General features: G+C 71.3%; 16 protein-coding genes. 9 read left to right on the plus strand and 7 right to left on the minus strand.

Annotation, left to right across the window (positions count from 1 at the left end; genetic code table 11):
- Positions 1 to 9 precede the first annotated feature (9 nt).
- Together ACIQM4_RS14660 and ACIQM4_RS14665 are read left to right on the plus strand one after the other, a co-directional pair.
- The gene (locus ACIQM4_RS14660; protein ID WP_401590956.1) at positions 10 to 678 is read left to right on the plus strand and encodes a TetR/AcrR family transcriptional regulator; all 669 of its coding nucleotides are present in this window, start codon (positions 10 to 12) and stop codon (positions 676 to 678) included.
- Between the two features lie 169 nt (positions 679 to 847).
- Positions 848 to 2,386, plus strand: a complete 1,539-nt coding sequence (locus ACIQM4_RS14665; protein ID WP_401590958.1) for an MFS transporter — start codon at positions 848 to 850, stop codon at positions 2,384 to 2,386.
- Positions 2,387 to 2,428: 42 nt separating this feature from the next.
- On the opposite strand, the gene ACIQM4_RS14670 is transcribed toward ACIQM4_RS14665, so the two are convergent.
- Complete coding sequence (locus tag ACIQM4_RS14670) at positions 2,429 to 2,962, minus strand: MarR family winged helix-turn-helix transcriptional regulator (protein ID WP_401590961.1); 534 nt, start codon at positions 2,960 to 2,962, stop codon at positions 2,429 to 2,431.
- A 44-nt stretch (positions 2,963 to 3,006) separates the two neighbouring features.
- Here ACIQM4_RS14670 and ACIQM4_RS14675 point away from each other — a divergent pair, with 44 nt between their 5' ends.
- Positions 3,007 to 3,789 carry a dioxygenase gene (locus tag ACIQM4_RS14675; protein ID WP_401590964.1) on the plus strand — a complete coding sequence of 261 codons (783 nt, stop codon included), beginning with the start codon at positions 3,007 to 3,009 and terminating at the stop codon, positions 3,787 to 3,789.
- A 15-nt stretch (positions 3,790 to 3,804) separates the two neighbouring features.
- Here the strand turns inward: ACIQM4_RS14675 and ACIQM4_RS14680 are convergent, their stop codons facing one another.
- Together ACIQM4_RS14680 and ACIQM4_RS14685 are read right to left on the minus strand one after the other, a co-directional pair.
- Positions 3,805 to 4,830 carry a questin oxidase family protein gene (locus ACIQM4_RS14680; RefSeq protein ID WP_401590967.1) on the minus strand — a complete coding sequence of 342 codons (1,026 nt, stop codon included), beginning with the start codon at positions 4,828 to 4,830 and terminating at the stop codon, positions 3,805 to 3,807.
- A 170-nt stretch (positions 4,831 to 5,000) separates the two neighbouring features.
- Complete coding sequence (locus ACIQM4_RS14685) at positions 5,001 to 5,558, minus strand: GNAT family N-acetyltransferase (RefSeq protein ID WP_401590970.1); 558 nt, start codon at positions 5,556 to 5,558, stop codon at positions 5,001 to 5,003.
- Positions 5,559 to 5,732: 174 nt separating this feature from the next.
- On the opposite strand from ACIQM4_RS14685, the gene ACIQM4_RS14690 reads away from it, so the two are divergent.
- Complete coding sequence (locus tag ACIQM4_RS14690) at positions 5,733 to 6,728, plus strand: RNA polymerase sigma factor RpoD/SigA (protein ID WP_401590972.1); 996 nt, start codon at positions 5,733 to 5,735, stop codon at positions 6,726 to 6,728.
- Between the two features lie 436 nt (positions 6,729 to 7,164).
- Here ACIQM4_RS14690 and ACIQM4_RS14695 read toward each other — a convergent pair whose 3' ends face one another.
- Positions 7,165 to 8,154 (minus strand): helix-turn-helix transcriptional regulator, encoded by a 990-nt coding sequence (locus ACIQM4_RS14695; protein WP_401590975.1) that lies wholly within the window; start codon positions 8,152 to 8,154, stop codon positions 7,165 to 7,167.
- A 63-nt stretch (positions 8,155 to 8,217) separates the two neighbouring features.
- On the opposite strand from ACIQM4_RS14695, the gene ACIQM4_RS14700 reads away from it, so the two are divergent.
- From ACIQM4_RS14700 to ACIQM4_RS14715, 4 genes are all read left to right on the plus strand, one after another.
- Complete coding sequence (locus ACIQM4_RS14700) at positions 8,218 to 9,831, plus strand: MFS transporter (protein ID WP_401590978.1); 1,614 nt, start codon at positions 8,218 to 8,220, stop codon at positions 9,829 to 9,831.
- 199 nt (positions 9,832 to 10,030) lie between these two features.
- Positions 10,031 to 10,792 (plus strand): DeoR/GlpR family DNA-binding transcription regulator, encoded by a 762-nt coding sequence (locus ACIQM4_RS14705; protein WP_401590981.1) that lies wholly within the window; start codon positions 10,031 to 10,033, stop codon positions 10,790 to 10,792.
- A 4-nt stretch (positions 10,793 to 10,796) separates the two neighbouring features.
- Entirely contained in the window at positions 10,797 to 11,744 is a 948-nt protein-coding gene (gene pfkB, locus ACIQM4_RS14710) for a 1-phosphofructokinase (RefSeq protein WP_401590984.1), read from the plus strand.
- Positions 11,745 to 11,967: 223 nt separating this feature from the next.
- Positions 11,968 to 14,112 (plus strand): fructose-specific PTS transporter subunit EIIC, encoded by a 2,145-nt coding sequence (locus ACIQM4_RS14715; RefSeq protein WP_401590987.1) that lies wholly within the window; start codon positions 11,968 to 11,970, stop codon positions 14,110 to 14,112.
- Between the two features lie 39 nt (positions 14,113 to 14,151).
- Here the strand turns inward: ACIQM4_RS14715 and ACIQM4_RS14720 are convergent, their stop codons facing one another.
- The 3 genes from ACIQM4_RS14720 to ACIQM4_RS14730 form a co-directional block, all read right to left on the minus strand.
- A complete protein-coding gene (locus tag ACIQM4_RS14720; RefSeq protein WP_401590989.1) occupies positions 14,152 to 14,970 on the minus strand; it encodes a DUF6227 family protein in 819 nt (272 codons plus the stop codon).
- A 215-nt stretch (positions 14,971 to 15,185) separates the two neighbouring features.
- Positions 15,186 to 16,307: a P1 family peptidase gene (locus ACIQM4_RS14725; RefSeq protein WP_401590992.1), complete on the minus strand. Its 1,122-nt coding sequence runs from the start codon at positions 16,305 to 16,307 to the stop codon at positions 15,186 to 15,188.
- Positions 16,304 to 17,503, minus strand: coding sequence for a low temperature requirement protein A (locus tag ACIQM4_RS14730; RefSeq protein WP_401590995.1), 1,200 nt, complete (start codon positions 17,501 to 17,503; stop codon positions 16,304 to 16,306). Before ACIQM4_RS14730 ends, ACIQM4_RS14725 begins: the two co-directional genes overlap by 4 nt.
- Positions 17,504 to 17,776: 273 nt before the next feature.
- Between ACIQM4_RS14730 and pflB the strand changes: the two genes are divergently transcribed.
- Positions 17,777 to 20,056, plus strand: a complete 2,280-nt coding sequence (gene pflB / locus ACIQM4_RS14735) for a formate C-acetyltransferase (RefSeq protein ID WP_401590997.1) — start codon at positions 17,777 to 17,779, stop codon at positions 20,054 to 20,056.
- Positions 20,057 to 20,079 lie beyond the last annotated feature (23 nt).

The following is a 20,079-nucleotide window of genomic DNA, read 5'->3' on the forward strand; positions in this document are numbered from 1 at the left end:
AGAGTCGTGGTGGCCAGCCGAACCGGTGCCCCCGCCGTAGGGCGTACCGTCCCGCGTCCGCGTGCCGACGCACTGCGGAACCGGGAGCGGATCGTCGCGGCGGCCCGCGAGATGTTCGTCGAGCTCGGTCCCGAGGTGCCGCTCGACGAGATCGCGCGGCGCGCGGTGGTCGGCAACGCCACGCTCTACCGTCACTTCCCGGACCGTAAGGACCTGGTCCACGACGTCGTGCTGTCGGTGCTCTCCCGCACCGCCGACCGCGCCGAGGCCGCTCTCCTGGCGGCCGCGGCGGAGGGCGGCGATCCGTTCGGCGCCCTGCGTCGGTTCGTCCACGAGGCCGCGGACGAGCGGATCGGGGCGTTGTGCCCGATGCTGTCCGAGGGGTTCGACCAGAACCACGCGGATCTGCTCGCCGGGCGTGACCGCCTCGAAACGGCCGTCGAAAACCTCATGGACCGGGCCAGGAAGGCCGGCCGTCTCCGCGCCGACGTAGCCGTCGGAGACCTCATGGTGGCGCTGTCCCAGCTCACCCGCCCGCTGCCCGGCAGCGGCTGCGTGAACTTCGACCAGTTCGTCCACCGTCATCTGCAGCTGTTCCTCGACGGGCTCGAAGCGCCCGCCCGCTCCGAGCTGCCCGGCAGTGCAGCAACTCTGGAGGATCTCCGCCGGCCCCGGTAGCCGCTCGCAGACAGACATTCCGAACGCCGGCACCACTCCCGGCCGACGGCACCATTTCCCGGCCGCCGTGGCACCACTCCCAGCTGCCGGCACCCCCAGCAGTCGGCTCCCGCATCAGCGCGCCGTACGTCCCTTTTTCGGCTTTTCGCATCCCTAGGTGGCTACTCCCATGCCAAGAACAACCCACTCCCCGTCCTCGACCGCCGAGGCCATACCCGATCCCAACCGGTGGAAGGCGCTCGTCTTCATCGCGCTCGCCCAGCTGATGGTGGTGCTCGACGCGACGATCGTGAACATCGCCCTGCCCTCCGCCCAGCAGGACCTCGGCATCTCCGACGCCAACCGGCAGTGGGTCATCACCGCCTACGCCCTCGCCTTCGGCGGGCTGCTCCTGTTCGGCGGACGCCTGGCCGACCTGTGGGGCCGCAAACGCACCTTCGTCGTCGGCCTGATCGGCTTCGCGGCCGCCTCCGCCCTCGGCGGCGCCGCGTCCGGCGAGGCCATGATGCTCGGTTCGCGCGCCCTCCAGGGCCTCTTCGGCGCCCTGCTCGCGCCCGCCGCGCTGTCCCTGCTCGCGGTGACGTTCACCGACGTCAAGGAGCGCGCCAAGGCGTTCGGCATCTTCGGTGCCATCGCGGGCGGCGGCGGCGCCGTCGGCCTGATCCTGGGCGGCTTCCTCACCGAGTACCTGAACTGGCGCTGGACCTTCTTCGTCAACATCCCCTTCGCCGCGGTCGCGGCCCTGGGCGCGTACTTCTTCATCCGTGAGCCGGCCGGCAGCCGCAACCGCTCGCCGCTCGACATCCCCGGCGTGGTCCTCTCCACCCTCGGCCTGGTCTCCCTTGTCTACGGCTTCACGCGCGCCGAGGGCGACGGCTGGCTGGCCGGTTCGACGCTCGGCCTGTTCGCCGCCGCGGTCGTCCTGCTCGCCGCCTTCGTGACCGTCGAGGCCCGGGTGAAGAACCCGCTGCTGCCGCTGCGCGTACTGCTGGAGCGCAACCGCGGCGGGGTCTACCTCTCCCTCGGTCTGGCCGTCATCGCGATGTTCGGACTGTTCCTGTTCCTGACGTACTACCTGCAGATCGTGAAGGGCTACTCGCCGGTCATGACCGGCTTCGCCTTCCTGCCGATGATCGCGGGCATGATCACCGGCTCCACCCAGATCGGTGCCCGCCTGATGACCCGGGTTCCGCCGCGGCTGCTGATGGGCCCCGGGTTCCTGGTCGCCGCGCTCGGCATGCTGCTGCTCACGCAGCTGGAGATCGGTTCCTCGTACGCCGGTCTGATCCTGCCCGCGCAGCTGCTGCTCGGCCTCGGCATGGGTACGGCGTTCATGCCGGCCATGTCCCTGGCGACGCACGGCGTCGAGGCGCGGGACGCCGGCGTCGCGTCCGCCATGGTCAACACCTCGCAGCAGGTGGGCGGCGCGATCGGCACCGCCCTGCTGAACACCATCGCGGCGAGCGCCACCACCGCCTACATCGCGGCGAACGCGGCCGGAGCCACCAACGAGCAGCTGCTCCAGGCACAGGCCATGGTGCACGGCTACGCCAGCGCCATCTGGTGGGCGGTCGGCATCCTGGTCGTCTCGGCGACCATCGCGCTGACCCTGATCAACACCGGCCGGCCGAGCTCCCCGGTCGTCACGGGCGCCGGTGACGGCGAGGGCGCACAGGACGAGGTGCGCATCCCCGTCGTCGCGCACTGACCCGCGACCGCCCGACAGCCCCCGGATCTGCCCTGGTTCCGCTCAGCGGAGCCAGGGCAGATCCGCGCCCGTGCCCGTCGGTTCGAGGCCGTCGGCGATGACGCACATGATCTCGCCCAGCTGCCGCACCTGCTCCTCGCTGAGGCGGTCGAAAATGGCCTTTCGTACCAGTGACACGTGTTGCGGGGCGGCATCCCTGAGGACGCCGTAGCCCTCCTCCGTGAGGATCGCGTTCTGGCCGCGCTTGTCGGACGTGCAGTCCTGGCGGCGCACCCAGCCGTTCTTCTCCAGCCGGGAGACGGCGTGCGAGAGCCGGGAGCGGGTGATCTTCGCGTTCCTCGCCAGTTCCGTCATCCGCATCCGGTGGCCCGGCGCCTGGGCGAGCTGCACCAGCAGCCCGTAGTACATGTGCGGCATCCCCGCGTCGCGCTGGAGCTGGCGGTCCAGGGTGTCGTCGAGGAGGGTCGTGGCGTGGATGTACGCGCGCCAGACGCGCTGCTCCTCGTCACTCAGCCAGCGCGGCCCTCCGGTGGCCGGCGTCGCGTCGTTGCGGGCCGCATTCTTCGGTGTGCTCATGCGGTCCATGGTAGAGCTCCTCATTGAAAGTTAAACTAGCGTGCATGACGAACTCCGCAGTGCGCATGCCCGCCCTGTACCTCAGTCACGGAGCGCCGCCGCTCGCAGACGATCCTCTCTGGCCGGGTGAACTCGCGGCCGTCTCCGCCGCGCTGCCCCGCCCCACCGCGATCCTCGTCGTCTCCGCCCACTGGGAGGAGGCGCCGCTGGCCCTCGGCGCCACCACCACCGTGCCCCTCACCTACGACTTCTGGGGATTCCCCGAGCACTACTACGCGGTCCGCTACCCGGCTCCCGGCGCCCCCGAACTGGGCGAGAGGGTGCGCAAGCTGCTGCGCGGCGCCGGAACGCCCGTCCAGGACGTACCCGACCGAGGGCTCGACCACGGTGCGTACGTGCCCCTGGTGGAGATGTTCCCCGACGCGGACGTGCCCGTCCTCCAGATCTCCATGCCCAGTCTCGACCCGCAGCGGCTGATGGACATCGGGCGCAGGCTGGCGCCGCTGCGCGACGAAGGCGTGCTGATCGTGGGCAGCGGATTCTTCACGCACAACCTGGCCGCGCTCCGGCACCAGGGCCCCGGAGTGCCGGGCTGGTCGGCGGAGTTCGACGACTGGGGGCAGCGGGCGCTGGCCGCCGGTGACCTGGACGCGCTGCTCGACTTCGAGCACAAGGCCCCGGCGGGCCGCCTCGCGCACCCGCGCACCGAGCACTTCGCGCCGCTGTTCGTGACGCTCGGGGCGGCCGGGGACGAGAGCACCGCCGGCCGCAGTGTCATCGACGGCTTCTGGATGGGCCTGGCGAAGAGGTCGGTGCGGTTCGGGTGAGCGCTCCGGGGGCGGTTACGGGGCGGCTTTGAGCGGCTCGCTGATCTCCACGGCGTACAGGGCGGACGACAGCGCCTGCTCGCCGCCGACGTCGAGCGCGGTGTCGGCGAACTTCACCACGTGCTCGTCGCCGTGCGCGGCGGCCCGCTCGAAGACCTCGTCCGGGGACAGCGAGGCGGCGCCGCGCGAGCGGTAGGCGATCGGCTCGTCCGGCGCGTACATCGCGGTGACCGCGGCGGACGCCGTCCAGGCCGCGTGCAGACTCGGCACCCACAGCGCCCGCGGCAGCGCGGGCAGTGTGCGCAGTACGGCGTTGGGCGCCGTGGACGCGTGCACCAGCATGGTCTCCTCGCCGTGCCCGTGGGTGGCGTACCGCCGGACGGCCGCCCGCACCAGCTCGGCCAGCTTGGCCCGCGCCTCCTCGGGGGACCCGGGGGCCACCGCCCACGCCGGCAGGTGCGTCACGCGCGCGAGCCGGTCGGGAAAGCCCCCGTCGCGCACCCGGAGCGGCGGTACGGAGTCCAGGGCCGCGGCGGCGGACACCGCGCCGGGCAGCGGTACGGCGTCCGGTGCCAGGTGGTGACGGGCCGCCCAGTAGCCCAGCCCGTGCGCCAGCTCGGTCAGCCGTGGCGCGCTTCCGTCGTCCTCCAGCAGGCCCCGCACCGCGTGCCCGACCCGGATCACCGGGTGCGTGGAGCCGCCGTACATGCCGGGCAGCAGCCGTGGCCACCACTGCGCCAGGACGTCCCGCCAGGCACGCTCCGACAGCAGCCGCTCGAAGTGGGCGATCCAGTCGGCGGCCCGCCTCGGATCGCCCAGCGCCTCGGTCCAGTTCGCGTCCGTCACGCGCGCGTGGGCGCTGGGGAACTCCTCCAGCTTGGCCGCGTACACGTCCAGCCAGCGGTGCACGGCCGGTGCCTGCCCGCGGGCGGCGAGGGCCTCAACGGCCATCGGGGCGTGATTGGTGAGCCGTCCGAGCCGCTCGGGTCCGGTGGTGTGCAGGCGGGTCAGGGCTTCGTCGTACGTGCCGGTGGTGTCCATGCCAAGGACGGTAGGCGCGCGGGCGGGGCTCCGTAACGGTCCGCGGTCCCGGGTCCGCACATCCGGCGGCCTAGGCCGGGAGACGTACCGGACACGGTTCCGGCGCACGGCCACGGCTGTGCCTGTCGCTGCCGCTGCCGCTGCCGCTGCCGCTGCCGCTGCCGCTGCCGCTACGGCTGTGGCTGTGGCTGTGGCTCCGAGCCCGGCGCGGTGAGGTCCTTCTCGTACCAGGCGACGTCCCAGTACTGCCCGAACTTGCGGCCGACCTCGCGGAACAGGCCTACCTGCGTGAAGCCGAAGCGGGCGTGCAGGCGGGCGGACGCCTCGTTGGGGTGGGTGACGCCCGCGTACGCGCGGTGCACGTCCTCCTTGGCGAGCGCCTCGAAGAGCGCGTCGTAGAGGAGCGTGCCGACGCCCCGGCCGCCCGCGTCGGGCGCGCAGTAGACCGTCGTCTCCACGGAGGTGCCGAACGCGGCCTTGGGGCGGAACGGACTGCTCGTCGCGTAACCCAGGAGCCGGTCAGTCCGGGCGTCGCGAGCAACCACCAGGCGGTGCGGGCCGTCTTCAGGGTGGGAGAGCAGCCACGGACGACGCTCGTCGAGCGTGAAGGGCGCCGTGTCGAAGGTGATCGGGGTCTCACTGATGAAGTGGTTGTAAAGGTCGGTGAGCTCTCTCAGATCGGCCTCTACACCCGGCCTGACCTGCACTTCTGCGGTGATTTGGGACAAGATTCCTCCATGGTGGGCCGACAGGGTACTGCAAGATCCTCCGATTGAGGTCGCGCGCGGGGAATTCTGTCCCGATTCCAACCGTTGGTTCTTTTGGAAGCGGGGAACCCGAAGGGAGTCCCGGCAGCCACAGCCACACCACTCGCGACCTACTCACGCAAGGGAGCACCCAGCATGGCAACCCGTGCCGTCGCCCGTCGGTCCTCTACCGGATCGACCCGGGCAAGCAGCGTTCGCGCCGTAGGCGGGGAGATCGCCGACCGCGACCTGGTCGGCATGTACCTCGACGAGATCGCACGGACGCCACTGCTCGACGCCGCCAAGGAGGTCGAGCTGTCCCAGACCATCGAGGCCGGTGTGTACGCACGCCAGATCCTCGACGGCGAGACGGCCGACTCCGACGCCGCCGGTGCTTCCCGCGACGAGCTGGAAGCGCTTTACGAGGCCGGTGAGCGCGCGAAGGACCTGTTCATCCGGTCCAACCTGCGTCTCGTCGTCGCGGTGGCCCGACGCTACCCGCGCAGCGGTCTGCCGCTGCTCGACCTCATCCAGGAGGGGAACGCGGGCCTGGTCCGCGCGGTCGAGAAGTTCGACTACGCGAAGGGCTTCAAGTTCTCCACGTACGCGACCTGGTGGATCCGCCAGGCCATCACCCGCTCCATCGCCGACCAGTCGCGCACCATCCGGCTGCCCGTCCACCTGGTGGAGGAGCTGGGCCGGATCCGGCGGGTGCAGCGCGAGTTCAACCGGGAGAACGGCCGCGACCCCGAGCACGAGGAGATCGCGCGCGAGCTCGACACCAAGACCCAGCGCGTCAGCGACGTGCTGGACTGGGCCCGCGACCCGGTCTCGCTGAACATGCCGGTCGACGACGGCGGCGAGACCCAGTTCGGCGACCTGCTGGAGGACACCTCCGCGGTGTCGCCCGAGCAGTCGGTGCTCTCCATGCTGCGCAGCGAGGAGCTGGAGGACCTCATAGGCAAGCTCGACCAGCGCACGGCCTCGATCATCCGTATGAGGTACGGCATCGAGGACGGCCGGGAGCGCACGCTGACCGAGGTCGGCAAGGAGCACGGGCTGACCCGCGAGCGGATCCGCCAGATAGAGAAGCACGCGCTGCTCGAACTGAAGAAGATGGCCCGCGACACGGGGTTCGACGCGGCAGCCTGACGCCGGCCGCGCGCTCACGCGGGCGGTGGGGCAGCCTGATACGACGGCCGCGCGCTCCTGTGGGCGACGCGGCAGCCTGACCCAACGGCCGCGCGCTCCCGTGGGACGGCGGCTGGCCGGCCGGGCCCCAAAGCGTGCGGGCCGGACGGCGCGGGACAGAGGGCGGCCCGGAGACCTTGGCCGCTCACAGACCTCGGCAGGCCCACAGACCACGACGCGGCGGTGTTCCACCACCCGGCCGCCGCGTCCTTCCAGGGACGAAGCCCCGGCGCATCTCCCCCCGAGCGCCGGGGCTCCCCGCCAATCGGTGTCGAGCGGGTCGGGGGCGCCCTGCCGATCGGTGTCGAGCGGGCTGGGGGCGTCCTGCCGATCGGTGTGAGCGGGTCGGGGGCTCCCTGCCAGTCGGTGCTGAGCGCCGGGCTCCCCGGCCCTCTGCTCAGCCCGGTTCCGCGGTGGCCACCGCTCTTGTGACCCTGCCGGCGAGCGAGGTCAGGTAGTCCACCAGTTCCTGCGGTTCGTGCACCCGGAACTCGCACTCCACCATGGCCAGCCGCAGGGCCGTCCACTCCACCGACGAACCCAGCTCCGCGTCGAGCCGGCAGCTGCCGTCGCCTGTTGCCTCCGGCGTGCCCAGCGGGCCGGGCAGCCGCGCCGCGACGAACTCCGCCGGCGCGTCGAACAGCACCACCAACCGCCGCGGCTCCTCGTTCCCCCGTACGCCCAATCCGCTCAGCGACCGCCGGATGAAGTCCGCCGCGTTCCCCGTCGGAACCCCGCGCGGTACGAAGCGTGCCCCGGTGGCAAAGGGCTCCGCGACCCGGTCGACGCGGAACGTACGCCAGTCCTCGCGGTCGATGTCGTACGCGACGAGGTACCACCGGCGCCCCGTGCTGACCAGCCGGTGCGGCTCCACCAGGCGCTTGCTCGCCGTGCCGTCGCCGGAGCGGTAGGCGAACCGCAGCCGCTCCTGCCCGGCCGCGGCCCCCGCCATCACGGTCAGCGTCTGCGGGTCGATACTCGCGCCGTCACCGCTGGTCAGCGGGATCGTCGCGGCCTGGAGCACCGAGACCTGGTGGCGCAGCCGGGACGGCAGCACCTGTTCCAGCTTGGCCAGGGCGCGCACCGACGCCTCCTCGATGCCCTCGACCGCGTGCCCGGCGCCGGCCCGCAGGCCGACCGCGATCGCCACCGCTTCCTCGTCGTCGAGGACCAGCGGAGGCATCGCCTTGCCCGCGACGAGCCGGTACCCGCCCTCCGCGCCCATCGAGGCCTGCACCGGATAGCCCAGGTCACGGAGCCGGTCGATGTCCCTCCGTACCGTGCGGCGCGAAACGTCGAGCCGATCGGCGAGTTCGCTGCCCGGCCATTCGCGGGGCGTCTGGAGCAGCGAGAGCAGTTGCAGCAGCCGTGCCGGTGTGTCCGTCATAACGCCTAGGATGCGCGCGATATGGGCCACAGCTTGTCCTACATGACGACTAACGTCGTCGGCATGACTTCAGCACCCCCGTCGGGGACCCCGGACGACGAGTCCTCGATATCTGCCGCCGCGCCTCCCGAGGGCGCCGTGACCGCCCAGTCCGGTGGCCCGGCCACGCCCGGCGACCGCCGGCGCTGGTTCGCGCTAGCCATCGTGATGACCGCCGCGTTCATGGACCTGGTGGACGTCACGATCGTCAACATCGCGATACCGAGCATCCAGGGCAGCCTCGGCGCGACCTTCAGCGCGATCCAGTGGATCACCGCCGGTTACGCGCTCGCGTTCGCCGCCGGGCTGATCACGGGCGGCCGGCTCGGCGACATCTACGGCCGCAAGCGGCTGTTCCTGATCGGTATCGGCGGTTTCACGCTCGCTTCCGCCCTCTGCGGATTCGCCGCCAACCCGGACGTGCTGGTTGCGTCCCGCATCCTCCAGGGAGCGACGGCGGCGCTGATGGTGCCGCAGGTCCTCTCGATCGTGCACGCCACGTTCCCGGCCCACGAGCGGGGCAAGGTCTTCGGTCTGTTCGGCGCGATCGTCGGCCTCGGCGCGGTGACGGGGCCGCTGCTCGGCGCACTGCTCACCGAGTGGAACCTGTTCGGACTCGAATGGCGTCCGATCTTCCTGATCAATCTGCCCGTCGGCATCGCCGGGCTGATCCTGGGGCGCAAGTTCATCACCGAGTCCAAGGCCCCGCGCGCGCTGCGGCTCGACCTGCCGGGTGTCGCCCTGGTGACTCTCGCGCTGCTCGCGCTGATCTACCCGCTGACCCGTGGCCGCGAACTGGACTGGCCGCTGTGGGGATACCTGTCGATGGCGGGCAGCCTGGTCGTCCTCGCCGTGTTCGTCGCGTACGAGCGGTGGAAGACGCGGCGTGACGGCTCTCCGCTGGTGGAGCTGTCGTTGTTCAAGGTCAAGAGCTTCGCCGCGGGCATCGCCGTGCAGCTCACCTTCGGTGTCTTCACCGGCGTCTTCTTCATGGTGTGGACGCTCTACATGCAGATCGGTCTCGGTTGGAGCGCGCTGCGCGCGGGCGTCACCGGAATCCCGTTCTCCGTCGCCGTGTCGGTGGCGGCCGGGATCTCGGTCCAGAAGTTGGTGCCGAGGTTCGGCCGGAAGGTGCTGCAGACGGGTGCGCTGACGATGGCGGCCGGGCTGCTGCTCTACATCTGGGAGGCCGATCACTACGGCAAGGACATCTCGTCCTGGCAGATGGCGCTGCCGCTGATCGTGATGGGCCTCGGCATGGGCCTGATCGTGGCCCCGTTGACGGACGCGGTGCTGTCCGAGGTGCCCAAGGAGCATGCCGGCTCGGCGTCCGGGCTGATCAACACCACCGGACAGACCGGTAACGCGTTCGGCATCGGTCTGGTGTCGGTGATCTTCTTCGGGATCGTCGACGACAAGGTCGAGGCGGCGAGGGGTGCGCGCAGTGCGGTCGGCGCAGCCTATGTGGACGCCTTCCAGAACGCGCTCGGCTGGGTCGTCGGCGTGCTGCTGGTGATCTTCCTGCTGATGTTCGCGCTGCCGAAGAAGGCGGCGGGACACGGGGTCGCGGAGGCCGTCGCGGCGGCGGGCCCGGACGACGGTACCGACGTACCCAAGGAGCCCGCGCTGACGGCCTGACCTGCTGCGGCAGGCAGTACGGGACGAAGCCCGCGAGGTCCACGGACCCCGCGGGCTTCGTGCGTGCCAAGGTGCCCGACCTTCCAGGACCAAAGTCCGTTCATGCCCGAATAGGACCCGAATGTGTTTACCTCGCGCTAATCGGCGCGTAGGATCCAGGTAATCAACAAGTTCGGGCATTGAACGGACGTAAATCCACATGTACGCACCGGAGCGCCAGCAGGAGATCCTTCGACTCGCCCGCGAGGGCGGGCGGGTCGACGTGCTCTCTCTCGCCGACACCTTCCAGGTCACCGCCGAGACCGTACGGCGCGACCTCAAGGCCCTCGACCGGGCCGGGCTGCTGCGCCGGGTGCACGGCGGGGCGATCCCGGCCGGGCGGCTCGACTTCGAACCTGATCTGGCCGAGCGGGAGTCCACGGCCGCCGACGAGAAGGACCGCATCGCGCAGGCGGCGACCGCCGAACTGCCGTCCGAGGGCAGCGTCGTCCTCGACGCCGGATCGACGGCGGCACGCCTCGCGGCGGATTTCCCGCTGGAGTGCGGGCTGACCGTCGTCACCCACGCGCTGCCCGTCGCGGCGCGGCTCGCCGACCACCCGGGAATCGACCTCCACCTCGTCGGCGGCCGGGTCAGGCACCGCACCCGGGCCGCAGTCGACGCGTGGGCGCTGCGGGCGTACGGCGAGATCCGGGCCGACGTCGTCTTCCTCGGCGCCAACGGCTTCTCCGCCGCGTACGGCCTGACCACCCCTGACCTCGCCGAGGCCGCGGTGAAGCGGGCGGTGATCGCGGCGGGCCGCCGGGTCGTGCTGCTCGCCGACTCGGCCAAGCACGGCCAGGAACACTTCGCGCGGTTCGGCGACCTCGCGGACATCGACCTGCTCATCACGGACACCGGGCTGAGCCCCAAGGACGCCGCCGCGATCGAGGCGGCCGGAACAGAAGTACAGCGAGTGTGACCCGATGATCCTCACCGTCACCCCCAATCCGAGCCTGGACCGCACCTACGAGGTGCCCTCGCTGATGCGCGGGGAGGTCCTAAGGGCCACCGCCGACCGCATCGACCCCGGCGGCAAGGGCGTCAACGTCTCGCGCGCGGTCGCCGCGGCCGGGCACCGCACCCTCGCCGTCCTCCCGCTGGGCGGCGCCCCAGGCGCGCTCGTCGCCGAACTCCTGAGCGCCGAGGGCATCGAGGTCGAGCGGGTGCAGGTGGCCGGAAGGACCAGGTCCAACATCTCCGTCGCCGAGCCGGGCGGCGCCCTCACCAAGATCAACGCGTCCGGCCCCGAGCTGACCGCCGCCGAGTCCGAGGCACTGCTGAGCGCGGTGCGGGCCCACTCGGCCGACGCCGACTGGATCGCCTGCTGCGGCAGCCTGCCGCACGGCCTGGCGCCCGACTGGTACGCGGCGCTGGTCGCCCGGGCACACGGGGCGGGGGCCCGGATCGCCCTGGACACCTCGGGACCTTCGCTGCTCGCGGCGCTGCGCGAGCGGCCCGACGTGGTGAAGCCCAACGCCGAGGAGCTGGCCCAGGCGGTCGGACGGCCGCTGAAGACGCTCGGCGACGTGGTCGAGGCGGCCGACGAGCTGCGCGCCCTGGGCGCACGGATCGTGCTCGCCAGCCTGGGCGCGGACGGACAGCTCCTGGTCTCCGACGCCGGGACCTGGTTCGCGACGGCTCGGGTCGATGCCGTGCGGAGCAATGTCGGCGCGGGCGACGCGTCCCTGGCCGGGTTCCTGACGGCCGGCGGCGAGGGCCCCGAGGCGCTGGTCGCGGCGGTCGCGCACGGCGCGGCGGCGGTACGGCTGCCGGGCAGCGTGATGCCGACACCCGCCGACCTGGACCCTGCCGCGGTGACCGTGACCGCGGAACTCCCGCTGGACCGCGCACTGACGGAGCCGGCGCTGTGAGGGCCGTGAGTGCCGTGAGTGCCGTGAGTGCCGTGAGTGCCGTGAGGACTGTAAGTCCCACGAGCTTCCTGAGTCCCACGAGCTTCCTGAGTCCCACGAGCGCCGTGAGTCGCATGAGCCCCCTGAATCCACCGATCCCCCCGGATCCTCTGGGTCCTATGGGCCCCGTAGTGCCTGCCCCTCCCGCCCCATCCACTGATGCATCCGTGCAAAGGAGCCCGCGATGAGCAGCCAGATGATCACCGCGGACCTGGTCGACCTCGACCTGGCCGCCGACACCAAACAAGAGGCGGCGCGCCTGTTGGCGGCCCGGATGGTGGCCCTCGGCCGGGTCACCGACCTCGACGGCTTCCTCGCGGACGTCGCGGCGCGCGAGGCGCAGATGCCGACCGGACTCGAAGGCGGCATCGGCATCCCGCACTGCCGCAGCGCGCACGTCACCGAGCCGACCCTGGCCTTCGGACGCAGCGCCGCAGGTGTCGACTTCGGCGCGTCGGACGGCCCGGCGGACCTGATCTTCCTGATCGCGGCCCCGGCGGGAGCGGACGACGCCCACCTGACGATCCTGTCCAGCCTGGCGCGCCAGCTGATGAACACGGAGTTCACCGACTCGCTGCGAGCAGTCGGAGACGCCGCGTCGGCAGCGGCGCTGATCAGGGGCGACGAGGCGGCACAGACCCCGGGTCCGGCACAGACCTCGGAGCTGGCACAGAGCCCGGAACCGGCGCAGAGCCCCGAGCCGGCACAGACCCCGGAACCGGCACGGACCCCGGACCAGGCTCCGGCCGCCCCGGTGGCGGACACACCCACAGCAGCCGCCCCGTTCCGTATCGTCGCCGTCACCTCCTGCCCCACCGGCATCGCGCACACCTACATGGCTGCCGAGTCCCTGGAGCAGGCGGGCAACGGCGACGGCGTGCAGCTCACCGTCGAGACCCAGGGCTCCTCCGGCTTCACCCGCCTCGACCCGGCCGTCATCGCCGCCGCCGACGCGGTGATCTTCGCCCATGACGTGCCCGTACGGGACCGGGAGCGGTTCGCCGGGAAGCCGACGGTCGACGTCGGCGTGAAGGCGGGCATCAACCGGCCGCTCGAACTGATCGCCGAGGCGAAGGACAAGGCGGCCAGGGGCGAGGTCTCCGCCACCCCCGCCAAGGGGAGCCCGGTCGAGGAGGCTGGCGAGGGCGACGAGAGTTACGCCGCGAAGCTCCGCACCTGGCTGATGAGCGGTGTCAGCTACATGGTCCCCTTCGTCGCGGCGGGCGGCCTGCTCATCGCCCTGGGCTTCGCCATCGGCGGGTACCAGATCGACAAGGCGCCCTCCGTGATCGAACACTTCGCGTGGGGCGACCACACCAGCTGGGCCGCGCTGATGTTCCAGATCGGCGGCCTCGCCTTCGGGTTCCTGGTGCCGGTGCTCGCCGGCTACATCGCGTACGGCATGGCGGACCGGCCGGGTCTGGTGCCAGGTTTCGTCGGCGGCTCGATCGCCGTGGCGATCAACGCGGGCTTCCTCGGCGGTCTCGTCGCGGGTCTGCTCGCGGGCGGGGTGGTGATGGCGATCCAGCGGGTCAGGATCCCGGCCGCGCTGCGCGGGATCATGCCGGTGGTGGTGATCCCGCTGATCTCCTCGATAGTCGTCGGCTTCCTGATGTTCCTGGTGATCGGCGAGCCGATCGCGAAGCTCCAGACGGCGCTCACCGACTGGCTGTCCAGCCTCTCCGGCGCCAACGCGATCATCCTGGGCGTCATCCTCGGCCTGATGATGTGCTTCGACCTCGGTGGCCCGCTCAACAAGGTGGCCTACGCCTTCGCCGTCGGCGGTCTCGCCAACCCCAACGACGGCAGCCTCAAGGTGATGGCCGCGGTGATGGCCGCCGGCATGGTCCCGCCGCTCGCGATGGCGCTCGCCACCACCGTCCGCGGCAAGCTCTTCACCAGGACGGAACGGGAGAACGGCAAGGCGGCCTGGGTGCTCGGCGCCTCCTTCATCACGGAGGGCGCGATCCCGTTCGCCGCGGCCGACCCGCTGCGGGTCATTCCCGCCTCGATGGCGGGCGGCGCGGTCACCGGCGCCCTGTCGATGGCCTTCGAGAACACCCTGCGCGCCCCGCACGGCGGTGTCTTCGTGGTGCCGCTGATCGGCAACCCGCTGCTCTACCTGGTCGCCATCGCCGCCGGGGTCGGCGTCACCACCGGCCTGGTCGTGCTGCTCAAGGGGATGCGCAAGCAGCAGCCGCAGGACCAGGCGCCGACTGGACCGGGCGCCAAGGACAGCGCCGGTGACAGCGCCGGTGACAGCGCGAAGGACATCCCCGAGGGAGGCCCCAAGGGCAGCCCCGAGGAGAAGGTGACCGCTGCGGCCTGACACCACCGCCCCACCCCCGGGCCCGGCAGGACCGGCCGGTCAGCGCACCCGCCCGCGAAGCTCCATCGCCTCGCGGGCGGAGTGCTTGTCCGCGTACACCTCGCACATGTGGCGTCCGTCGGGGGTCGCCGTGTGCTCGACCTCCCACAGGCTCGCCTCGCCGCCGTCCAGCAGCAGGAACGCGTGCTCGTACAGTGTGAAGCCCACCTCGCGGCCCTGGATGCGGCACTGCCGTCCGAACACCTGGGTGATCTCGTGCGCGAGGGCGTCGGCGAGCAGCCGTGCGGTCTCCTCGCCAGGCCGGTCCGCGTTCTCCGCGCGGCGCAGCACCCGGCGCGCGTGGTCGGGGGAGTCGTCCGGCACGAAGGAACGCCTGACCTCCCCGCGGGGGCGGGCCAGCAGACCCGAGAGCACCTCCAGGTCGCCCGCCACGTGCTCCGAGAGGTCGTCAGGGACGGCTATCGCGTCGTACCCGTCGATGTACTCGGGGAAGAGCGGCACGCCGTCGGCGGCCGGACCGCCGTTTCCGGAGAGCCGGTCGGCGGCGAGTCCGGCCTCGGTGACGTCCGTGTACAGCTCGTGCTCGGTGCGGTGGTCGCGGCCCGCGTTGTGCACCAGCTCCCACAGGGTGAGCGAGGAGCCGTCGGCGAGCAGGAAGGTGTGCCGGTGCAGGGAGCGGCGCAGGCCGGCGCTGTGGTGCGAGGAGCGCAGCGACGAGCTGTGCGCCAGCGCGGACGCGAGCCGGTCCACCGTCTCGTCCGGCAGGTCGAAGGAGTTCAGGGCGCGGCCCAGGAGCAGCCCGAGGTGGTCCTCGGTGGATTCGAGGCCGTCGCTCTCGTTCTCATACGGATCGTTCAAGGCTTTCTCCAGGCCGTCGCCGCAGGTGACTTGCTCGGTACTCAAAGTAGCCGCTGGGTCTGACATCGCGCCCCGGGTTGGCACTTATTTGCCTGTGAACGACGGGCGGCCCACGAGAGGTTCCCGCGATCCGCCCCGAAAGCGGGCGGTTCGCCGACTCGCATCGTGCACCGGGAGCGCCCGGTAGTGCGCTCACCCCACACGCTGGTATGCGCTCAGCCCGCGCCCGGATACAGCTCCCCGTACGCGGGGAAGACCCCGCCCGGCCCGTCGGCGCCGGTCGCCGCCCGGACCGCCTTGACGATCGCCCGCGTCACGGTGTCCGCGCCGGCCGCCAGTACCTCGTTGAGTGCGTCCGCCGCCAACTGCGCGGCGAACGCCGGGTCCTGCTCCCCGGTGAGCAGGGGCAGAGCGCCGGTGGACAGGGCGAACACCGTGTCGCCGTCCGTCAGCTGGTGCACGGGACGCAGCGCACGCGCGAAGCCGTCGTGCGCCGTCCCGGCGAGCTTCTGCGCCTGGGCGCGCGTGAGCAGCGCGTCGGTGGCGACCACCGCGAGGGTGGTGTTCAACGGGGGGCGCACGGACTGGGCGTAGCGGCGCGCGGACTCCTCGCGTGCCTCCCGGGTGCGCCGCAGCGCCTCCCGGTGCACCTCCTCGCCGGGGTGGGCGGCACGCCCCTGGAAGTACTCCCCGTAGAGCACCCCGGTCAGCGGATCGACGGCCGAGCCCACCGCGTTCACCACCACCAGCGCGGCCACGGTCACCCCCTGGGCGAGTCGTGCGCTCGCGGTGCCGACGCCGCCCTTGAGACCGCCGACCACCGCGCCCGTGCCGGCGCCGACCGAGCCCTGGGCCACCGGGGCGCCGGCCTCCGTGCCTGCGGCGGCCATCACGGCCGCCCGCCCCGTCGCCGCGTCGGGACGCGAGCGCCAGTCGCCGCCGCGGCCGAGGTCGAAGAGGCACGCCGCTGGCACCACCGGCACCACTTGCGCCGGGTCGAGGCCGATCCGGAAACCGCGCTGCTGCTCCTCCAGCCAGGCCATCACCCCGGACGCGGAGTCCAGCCCGTACGCACTGCCGCCGGTCAGCACGATCGCGTCGGTGTGCTGCACCAGGTTGCGCGGGTCCAGGGCGTCCGTCTCACGGGTGCCGGGCCCGCCGCCCCGTACGTCCACCGCGGCGACGAAGCCGCCCTGCGGGCCGAGCACCACGGTGGTCCCCGACAGGGCGTGCGCGCCGCTCACGCGCGCGTGGCCGACCCGCAGGCCCGCCACGTCGGTCAGTGCGTCGTTCGCCCCGGGGTGCCGCTGAGTTCTGCCATGGGCCTTGCGTATCACGTCGGCCGGGGCCTGCGGAGGGTACCGGGGTCCGGCCGTGCGGAGAGCAGCACACCGACCGCCACCGCCAGCGCCATGACCAGCCCCGCCGCGAGCACGCCCGGGACGCCGAGGAAGGTGCACGCGAGCACCGCGACCACCGTCACCGGCATCAGCGCCTTCTCGGCGAGGTCCCGCTTGAAGTACCGGGCCTGCAGCAACCAGCCGGTGAACAGGAACAGCGCGGTCGGGACCGTCACCGCGGCGGCCGCCGCGACGGCGGAGATGTGCGCCTTGCCCACCACCTGCTCGACCGCCACCTCGATGCCCGCTCCGATCGCCGCCGCGGAACCCAGGATGAACAGGTGCCCGTACCCCCACTGCACCGCCCGCCGCATGGAGGTGAGCCGGTCCTGTGCGGGGGAGGAGAAGTAGATCCACCAGGCGGCGAAGACGATCAGCAGGCCGCCGCCCGCGAGGGACAGCAGCTCTCCCAGCTCGTCGTGCTCGTCCAGTGCCTCCTGCACGGCGACCGTGGCGGCGGTGATGGACTCGCCGAGCACGATGATGGTGAACAGGCCGTACCGCTCGGCGACGTGGTGCGGGTGCCACGAGGTGTGGAAGCCCTTTTCGGCGAGCACCGGCACGCTCAGTTCGGCGACGGCGAGCACCGCGAAGACGTACAGGCGTGCGCCGTCCGGCACGGACAGCACGGCGAGCCAGCCGACCTGGACGATCACCAGGCCCGCGGCGTACTTCAGGGCGGTCGCCCGCTCGGCCCCGGTGTTGTGCCTGGCCACCCGTAGCCACTGACAGGTCATGGCCAGGCGCATCACGACGTACCCCACGACGGCGACGGCCCAGTCCCCGTCGTCGAACGCCCGCGGCACCCCGGCCGCCAGCACCAGTACGCCCGCGATCTGCACGAGTACGGCGACGCGGTAGAACACGTCGTCGTTGTCGTACGCGGAGGCGAACCAGGTGAAGTTCACCCACGCCCACCAGATGGCGAAGAAGACCAGGAAGTAGCCGAGCACCCCCGAGCCGAAGTGTCCCTCGGCGACCGCGTGCACGAGCCGCGCCCCGGCCTGGGCGACGGCGACCACGAAGCACAGGTCGAAGAAGAGTTCCAGCGGGGTCGCGGCGCGGTGCCCCTCGTCGGGACTGCGCGACGTCATGCGGCGCAGCAGGCCGGTGGGCGCGGGTGGGTGGCTCATACGTACAAGAGAGCAGAGCCCGCGCGGGGGCGCGCGCGGGACGGCGCCGAGGTGGTGGCCGCCCATGCGCGGAAATCTTTGTGAATGCGTTCACAAGCGAACTAAGGACTTTGGGCCCGACAGGAAGAGCAGGTCAAGGCCGGTATGCCGAAGAGAGGCAGGCAGAACTGAGGTCCTTCGGTCCTCGAATGGGGACCATTGCGCGCCGCCGCGGCGGCCTGGGAGGAGTGCAATGAAGACATAGCGACGAGGCAGGAACGGAAGGTGCGGACGATGACCACAGCCCCCGTGGAGACAGCGGTGAACGGTGCGCAGAGCGCGGTGACCCCGGACGCCTGGGAGGGCTTCCAGGACGGCCCGTGGCGCGACGCCGTCGACGTCCGCGACTTCGTGCAGCGCAACTACACCCCGTACGACGGTGACGCCGCCTTCCTGGCCGGTCCCACCGGACGCACCACGGCCGTCTGGCAGAAGCTCCTGTCGATGTTCCCCGAGGAGATCAGCAAGGGCATCCACGACGTCGACGTGAAGACGCCTTCGCGCATCGACGCCTTCGCCCCCGGTTTCGTCGACGCCGACAAGGACCTCATCGTCGGTCTGCAGACCGACGCCCCGCTCAAGAGGGCGATCATGCCCAACGGCGGCTGGCGGATGGTGGAGACGGCCCTCAACGCGTACGGCTACGAGGCCGACCCCGAGGTCCGCGACATCTACACCCACCTCCGCAAGACCCACAACGAGGGCGTCTTCGACGCCTACACCCCCGAGATCCGCGCCTGCCGCTCCTCCGGCATCATCACCGGCCTGCCCGACGCGTACGGCCGTGGCCGCATCATCGGTGACTACCGCAGGGTCGCCCTGTACGGCGTCGACCGTCTGATCGAGGCGAAGGAGGCCGACAAGGCCCGTGCGGGCGAGCAGTGGGCCACCGAGCACGTCATCCGCGACCGCGAGGAGATCTCCGAGCAGATCAAGGCGCTGAACGAGCTCAAGTCGATGGCCGCCTCGTACGGCTACGACATCTCGGGCCCGGCCCGTACCGGCCGCGAGGCCGTGCAGTGGCTGTACTTCGCCTACCTGGCGGCCGTGAAGGAGCAGAACGGCGCGGCCATGTCGATCGGCCGCATCGACAACTTCCTGGACATCTACCTCCAGCGCGACATCGACAAGGGCCTCCTCACCGAGGAGCAGGCGCAGGAGTTCGTCGACGACTTCGTCATCAAGCTGCGCATCGTCCGCTTCCTGCGCACGCCCGAGTACAACGAGGGCTTCTCCGGGGACCCGACCTGGGTCACCTGGTCGATGGCCGGCATCGGCGAGGACGGCCGCCCGCTGGTCTCGCGCACCACCTTCCGCGCCCTCCAGACGCTCTACAACCTCGGCCCGGCCCCCGAGCCCAACCTCACCGTGTTCTGGTCGCAGCACCTGCCGCAGGGCTTCAAGTCGTTCGCCTCGCAGGTGGCCATCGACACCTCGGCGATCCAGTTCGAGTCCGACGAACTGATGCGTCCGAAGTACGGCGACGACACCGCGATCGCGTGCTGCGTCTCCGCGATGGCGGTCGGCAAGCAGATGCAGTTCTTCGGCGCCCGCGTCAACGTCGCCAAGGCGCTGCTGTACGCGATCAACGGCGGCCGGGACGAGAAGTCCGGCAAGCTCGTGGTGCGCGGTTTCGAGCCGGTCACCGGTGACTACCTCGACTACGAGGACGTCGCGCCGCGCTACGACGCGATGCTGGACTGGCTGGCGAAGACCTATGTGCACGCGCTCAACGTCATCCACTACATGCACGACAAGTACGCCTACGAGCGCATCGAGATGGCCCTGCACGACCAGGAGATCCTGCGCACCATGGCCTGCGGCATCGCCGGTCTCTCGGTGGCGGCGGACTCCCTCTCCGCCATCAAGCACGCCCGCGTCAAGGTGATCCGGGACGAGAGCGGTCTTGCCGTCGACTACGAGATCGAGGGCGACTACCCGGCGTACGGCAACAACGACGACCGCGCGGACGCCCTCGCCAAGGGCATCGTCGAGGACTTCATGAAGAAGATCCGCAAGCACCCGACGTACCGCGACGCCGTGCACACACAGTCTGTGCTCACGATCACTTCAAACGTGGTCTACGGGAAGAAGACCGGCCACACCCCGGACGGCAGGCGGGCCGGCGCCCCCTTCGCACCCGGCGCCAACCCGATGAACGGCCGCGACGAGCACGGCTACATCGCCTCCGCCCTGTCGGTCGCGAAGCTCCCGTACGACGACGCGGAGGACGGCATCTCGCTGACCAACACGATCACCCCGGACGCGCTCGGCCGCACGGCACAGGAGCGGATCCAGAACCTGGCGGGCGTCCTGGACGGTTTCATGGCGAGCAACGGCTTCCACATGAACGTCAACGTCCTCGACAAGGCGATGCTCGAAGACGCCATGGAGCACCCGGAGAACTACCCGCAGCTGACCATCCGGGTCTCCGGCTACGCGGTCAACTTCGTGCGGCTGACCCGCGAGCAGCAGCTCGACGTCATCAACCGCACCTTCCACGGCTCGCTCTAGGGCCACCGGCTCCACGGCTCGCC

This window comes from Streptomyces sp. NPDC091272, assembly GCF_044757485.1.
Taxonomy (GTDB): domain Bacteria; phylum Actinomycetota; class Actinomycetes; order Streptomycetales; family Streptomycetaceae; genus Streptomyces.

Coding starts and splice junctions, on each gene's coding strand:
- ACIQM4_RS14715 (WP_401590987.1), top strand. CDS start 11,968: ATGAGCAGCCAGATGATCACCGCGGACCTGGTCGACCTCGACCTGGCC.
- ACIQM4_RS14675 (WP_401590964.1), top strand. CDS start 3,007: ATGACGAACTCCGCAGTGCGCATGCCCGCCCTGTACCTCAGTCACGGA.
- ACIQM4_RS14730 (WP_401590995.1), bottom strand. CDS start 17,503: ATGAGCCACCCACCCGCGCCCACCGGCCTGCTGCGCCGCATGACGTCG.
- pflB (WP_401590997.1), top strand. CDS start 17,777: ATGACCACAGCCCCCGTGGAGACAGCGGTGAACGGTGCGCAGAGCGCG.
- ACIQM4_RS14665 (WP_401590958.1), top strand. CDS start 848: ATGCCAAGAACAACCCACTCCCCGTCCTCGACCGCCGAGGCCATACCC.
- ACIQM4_RS14700 (WP_401590978.1), top strand. CDS start 8,218: ATGACTTCAGCACCCCCGTCGGGGACCCCGGACGACGAGTCCTCGATA.
- ACIQM4_RS14705 (WP_401590981.1), top strand. CDS start 10,031: ATGTACGCACCGGAGCGCCAGCAGGAGATCCTTCGACTCGCCCGCGAG.
- ACIQM4_RS14695 (WP_401590975.1), bottom strand. CDS start 8,154: ATGACGGACACACCGGCACGGCTGCTGCAACTGCTCTCGCTGCTCCAG.
- ACIQM4_RS14680 (WP_401590967.1), bottom strand. CDS start 4,830: ATGGACACCACCGGCACGTACGACGAAGCCCTGACCCGCCTGCACACC.
- ACIQM4_RS14670 (WP_401590961.1), bottom strand. CDS start 2,962: ATGAGCACACCGAAGAATGCGGCCCGCAACGACGCGACGCCGGCCACC.
- ACIQM4_RS14690 (WP_401590972.1), top strand. CDS start 5,733: ATGGCAACCCGTGCCGTCGCCCGTCGGTCCTCTACCGGATCGACCCGG.
- pfkB (WP_401590984.1), top strand. CDS start 10,797: ATGATCCTCACCGTCACCCCCAATCCGAGCCTGGACCGCACCTACGAG.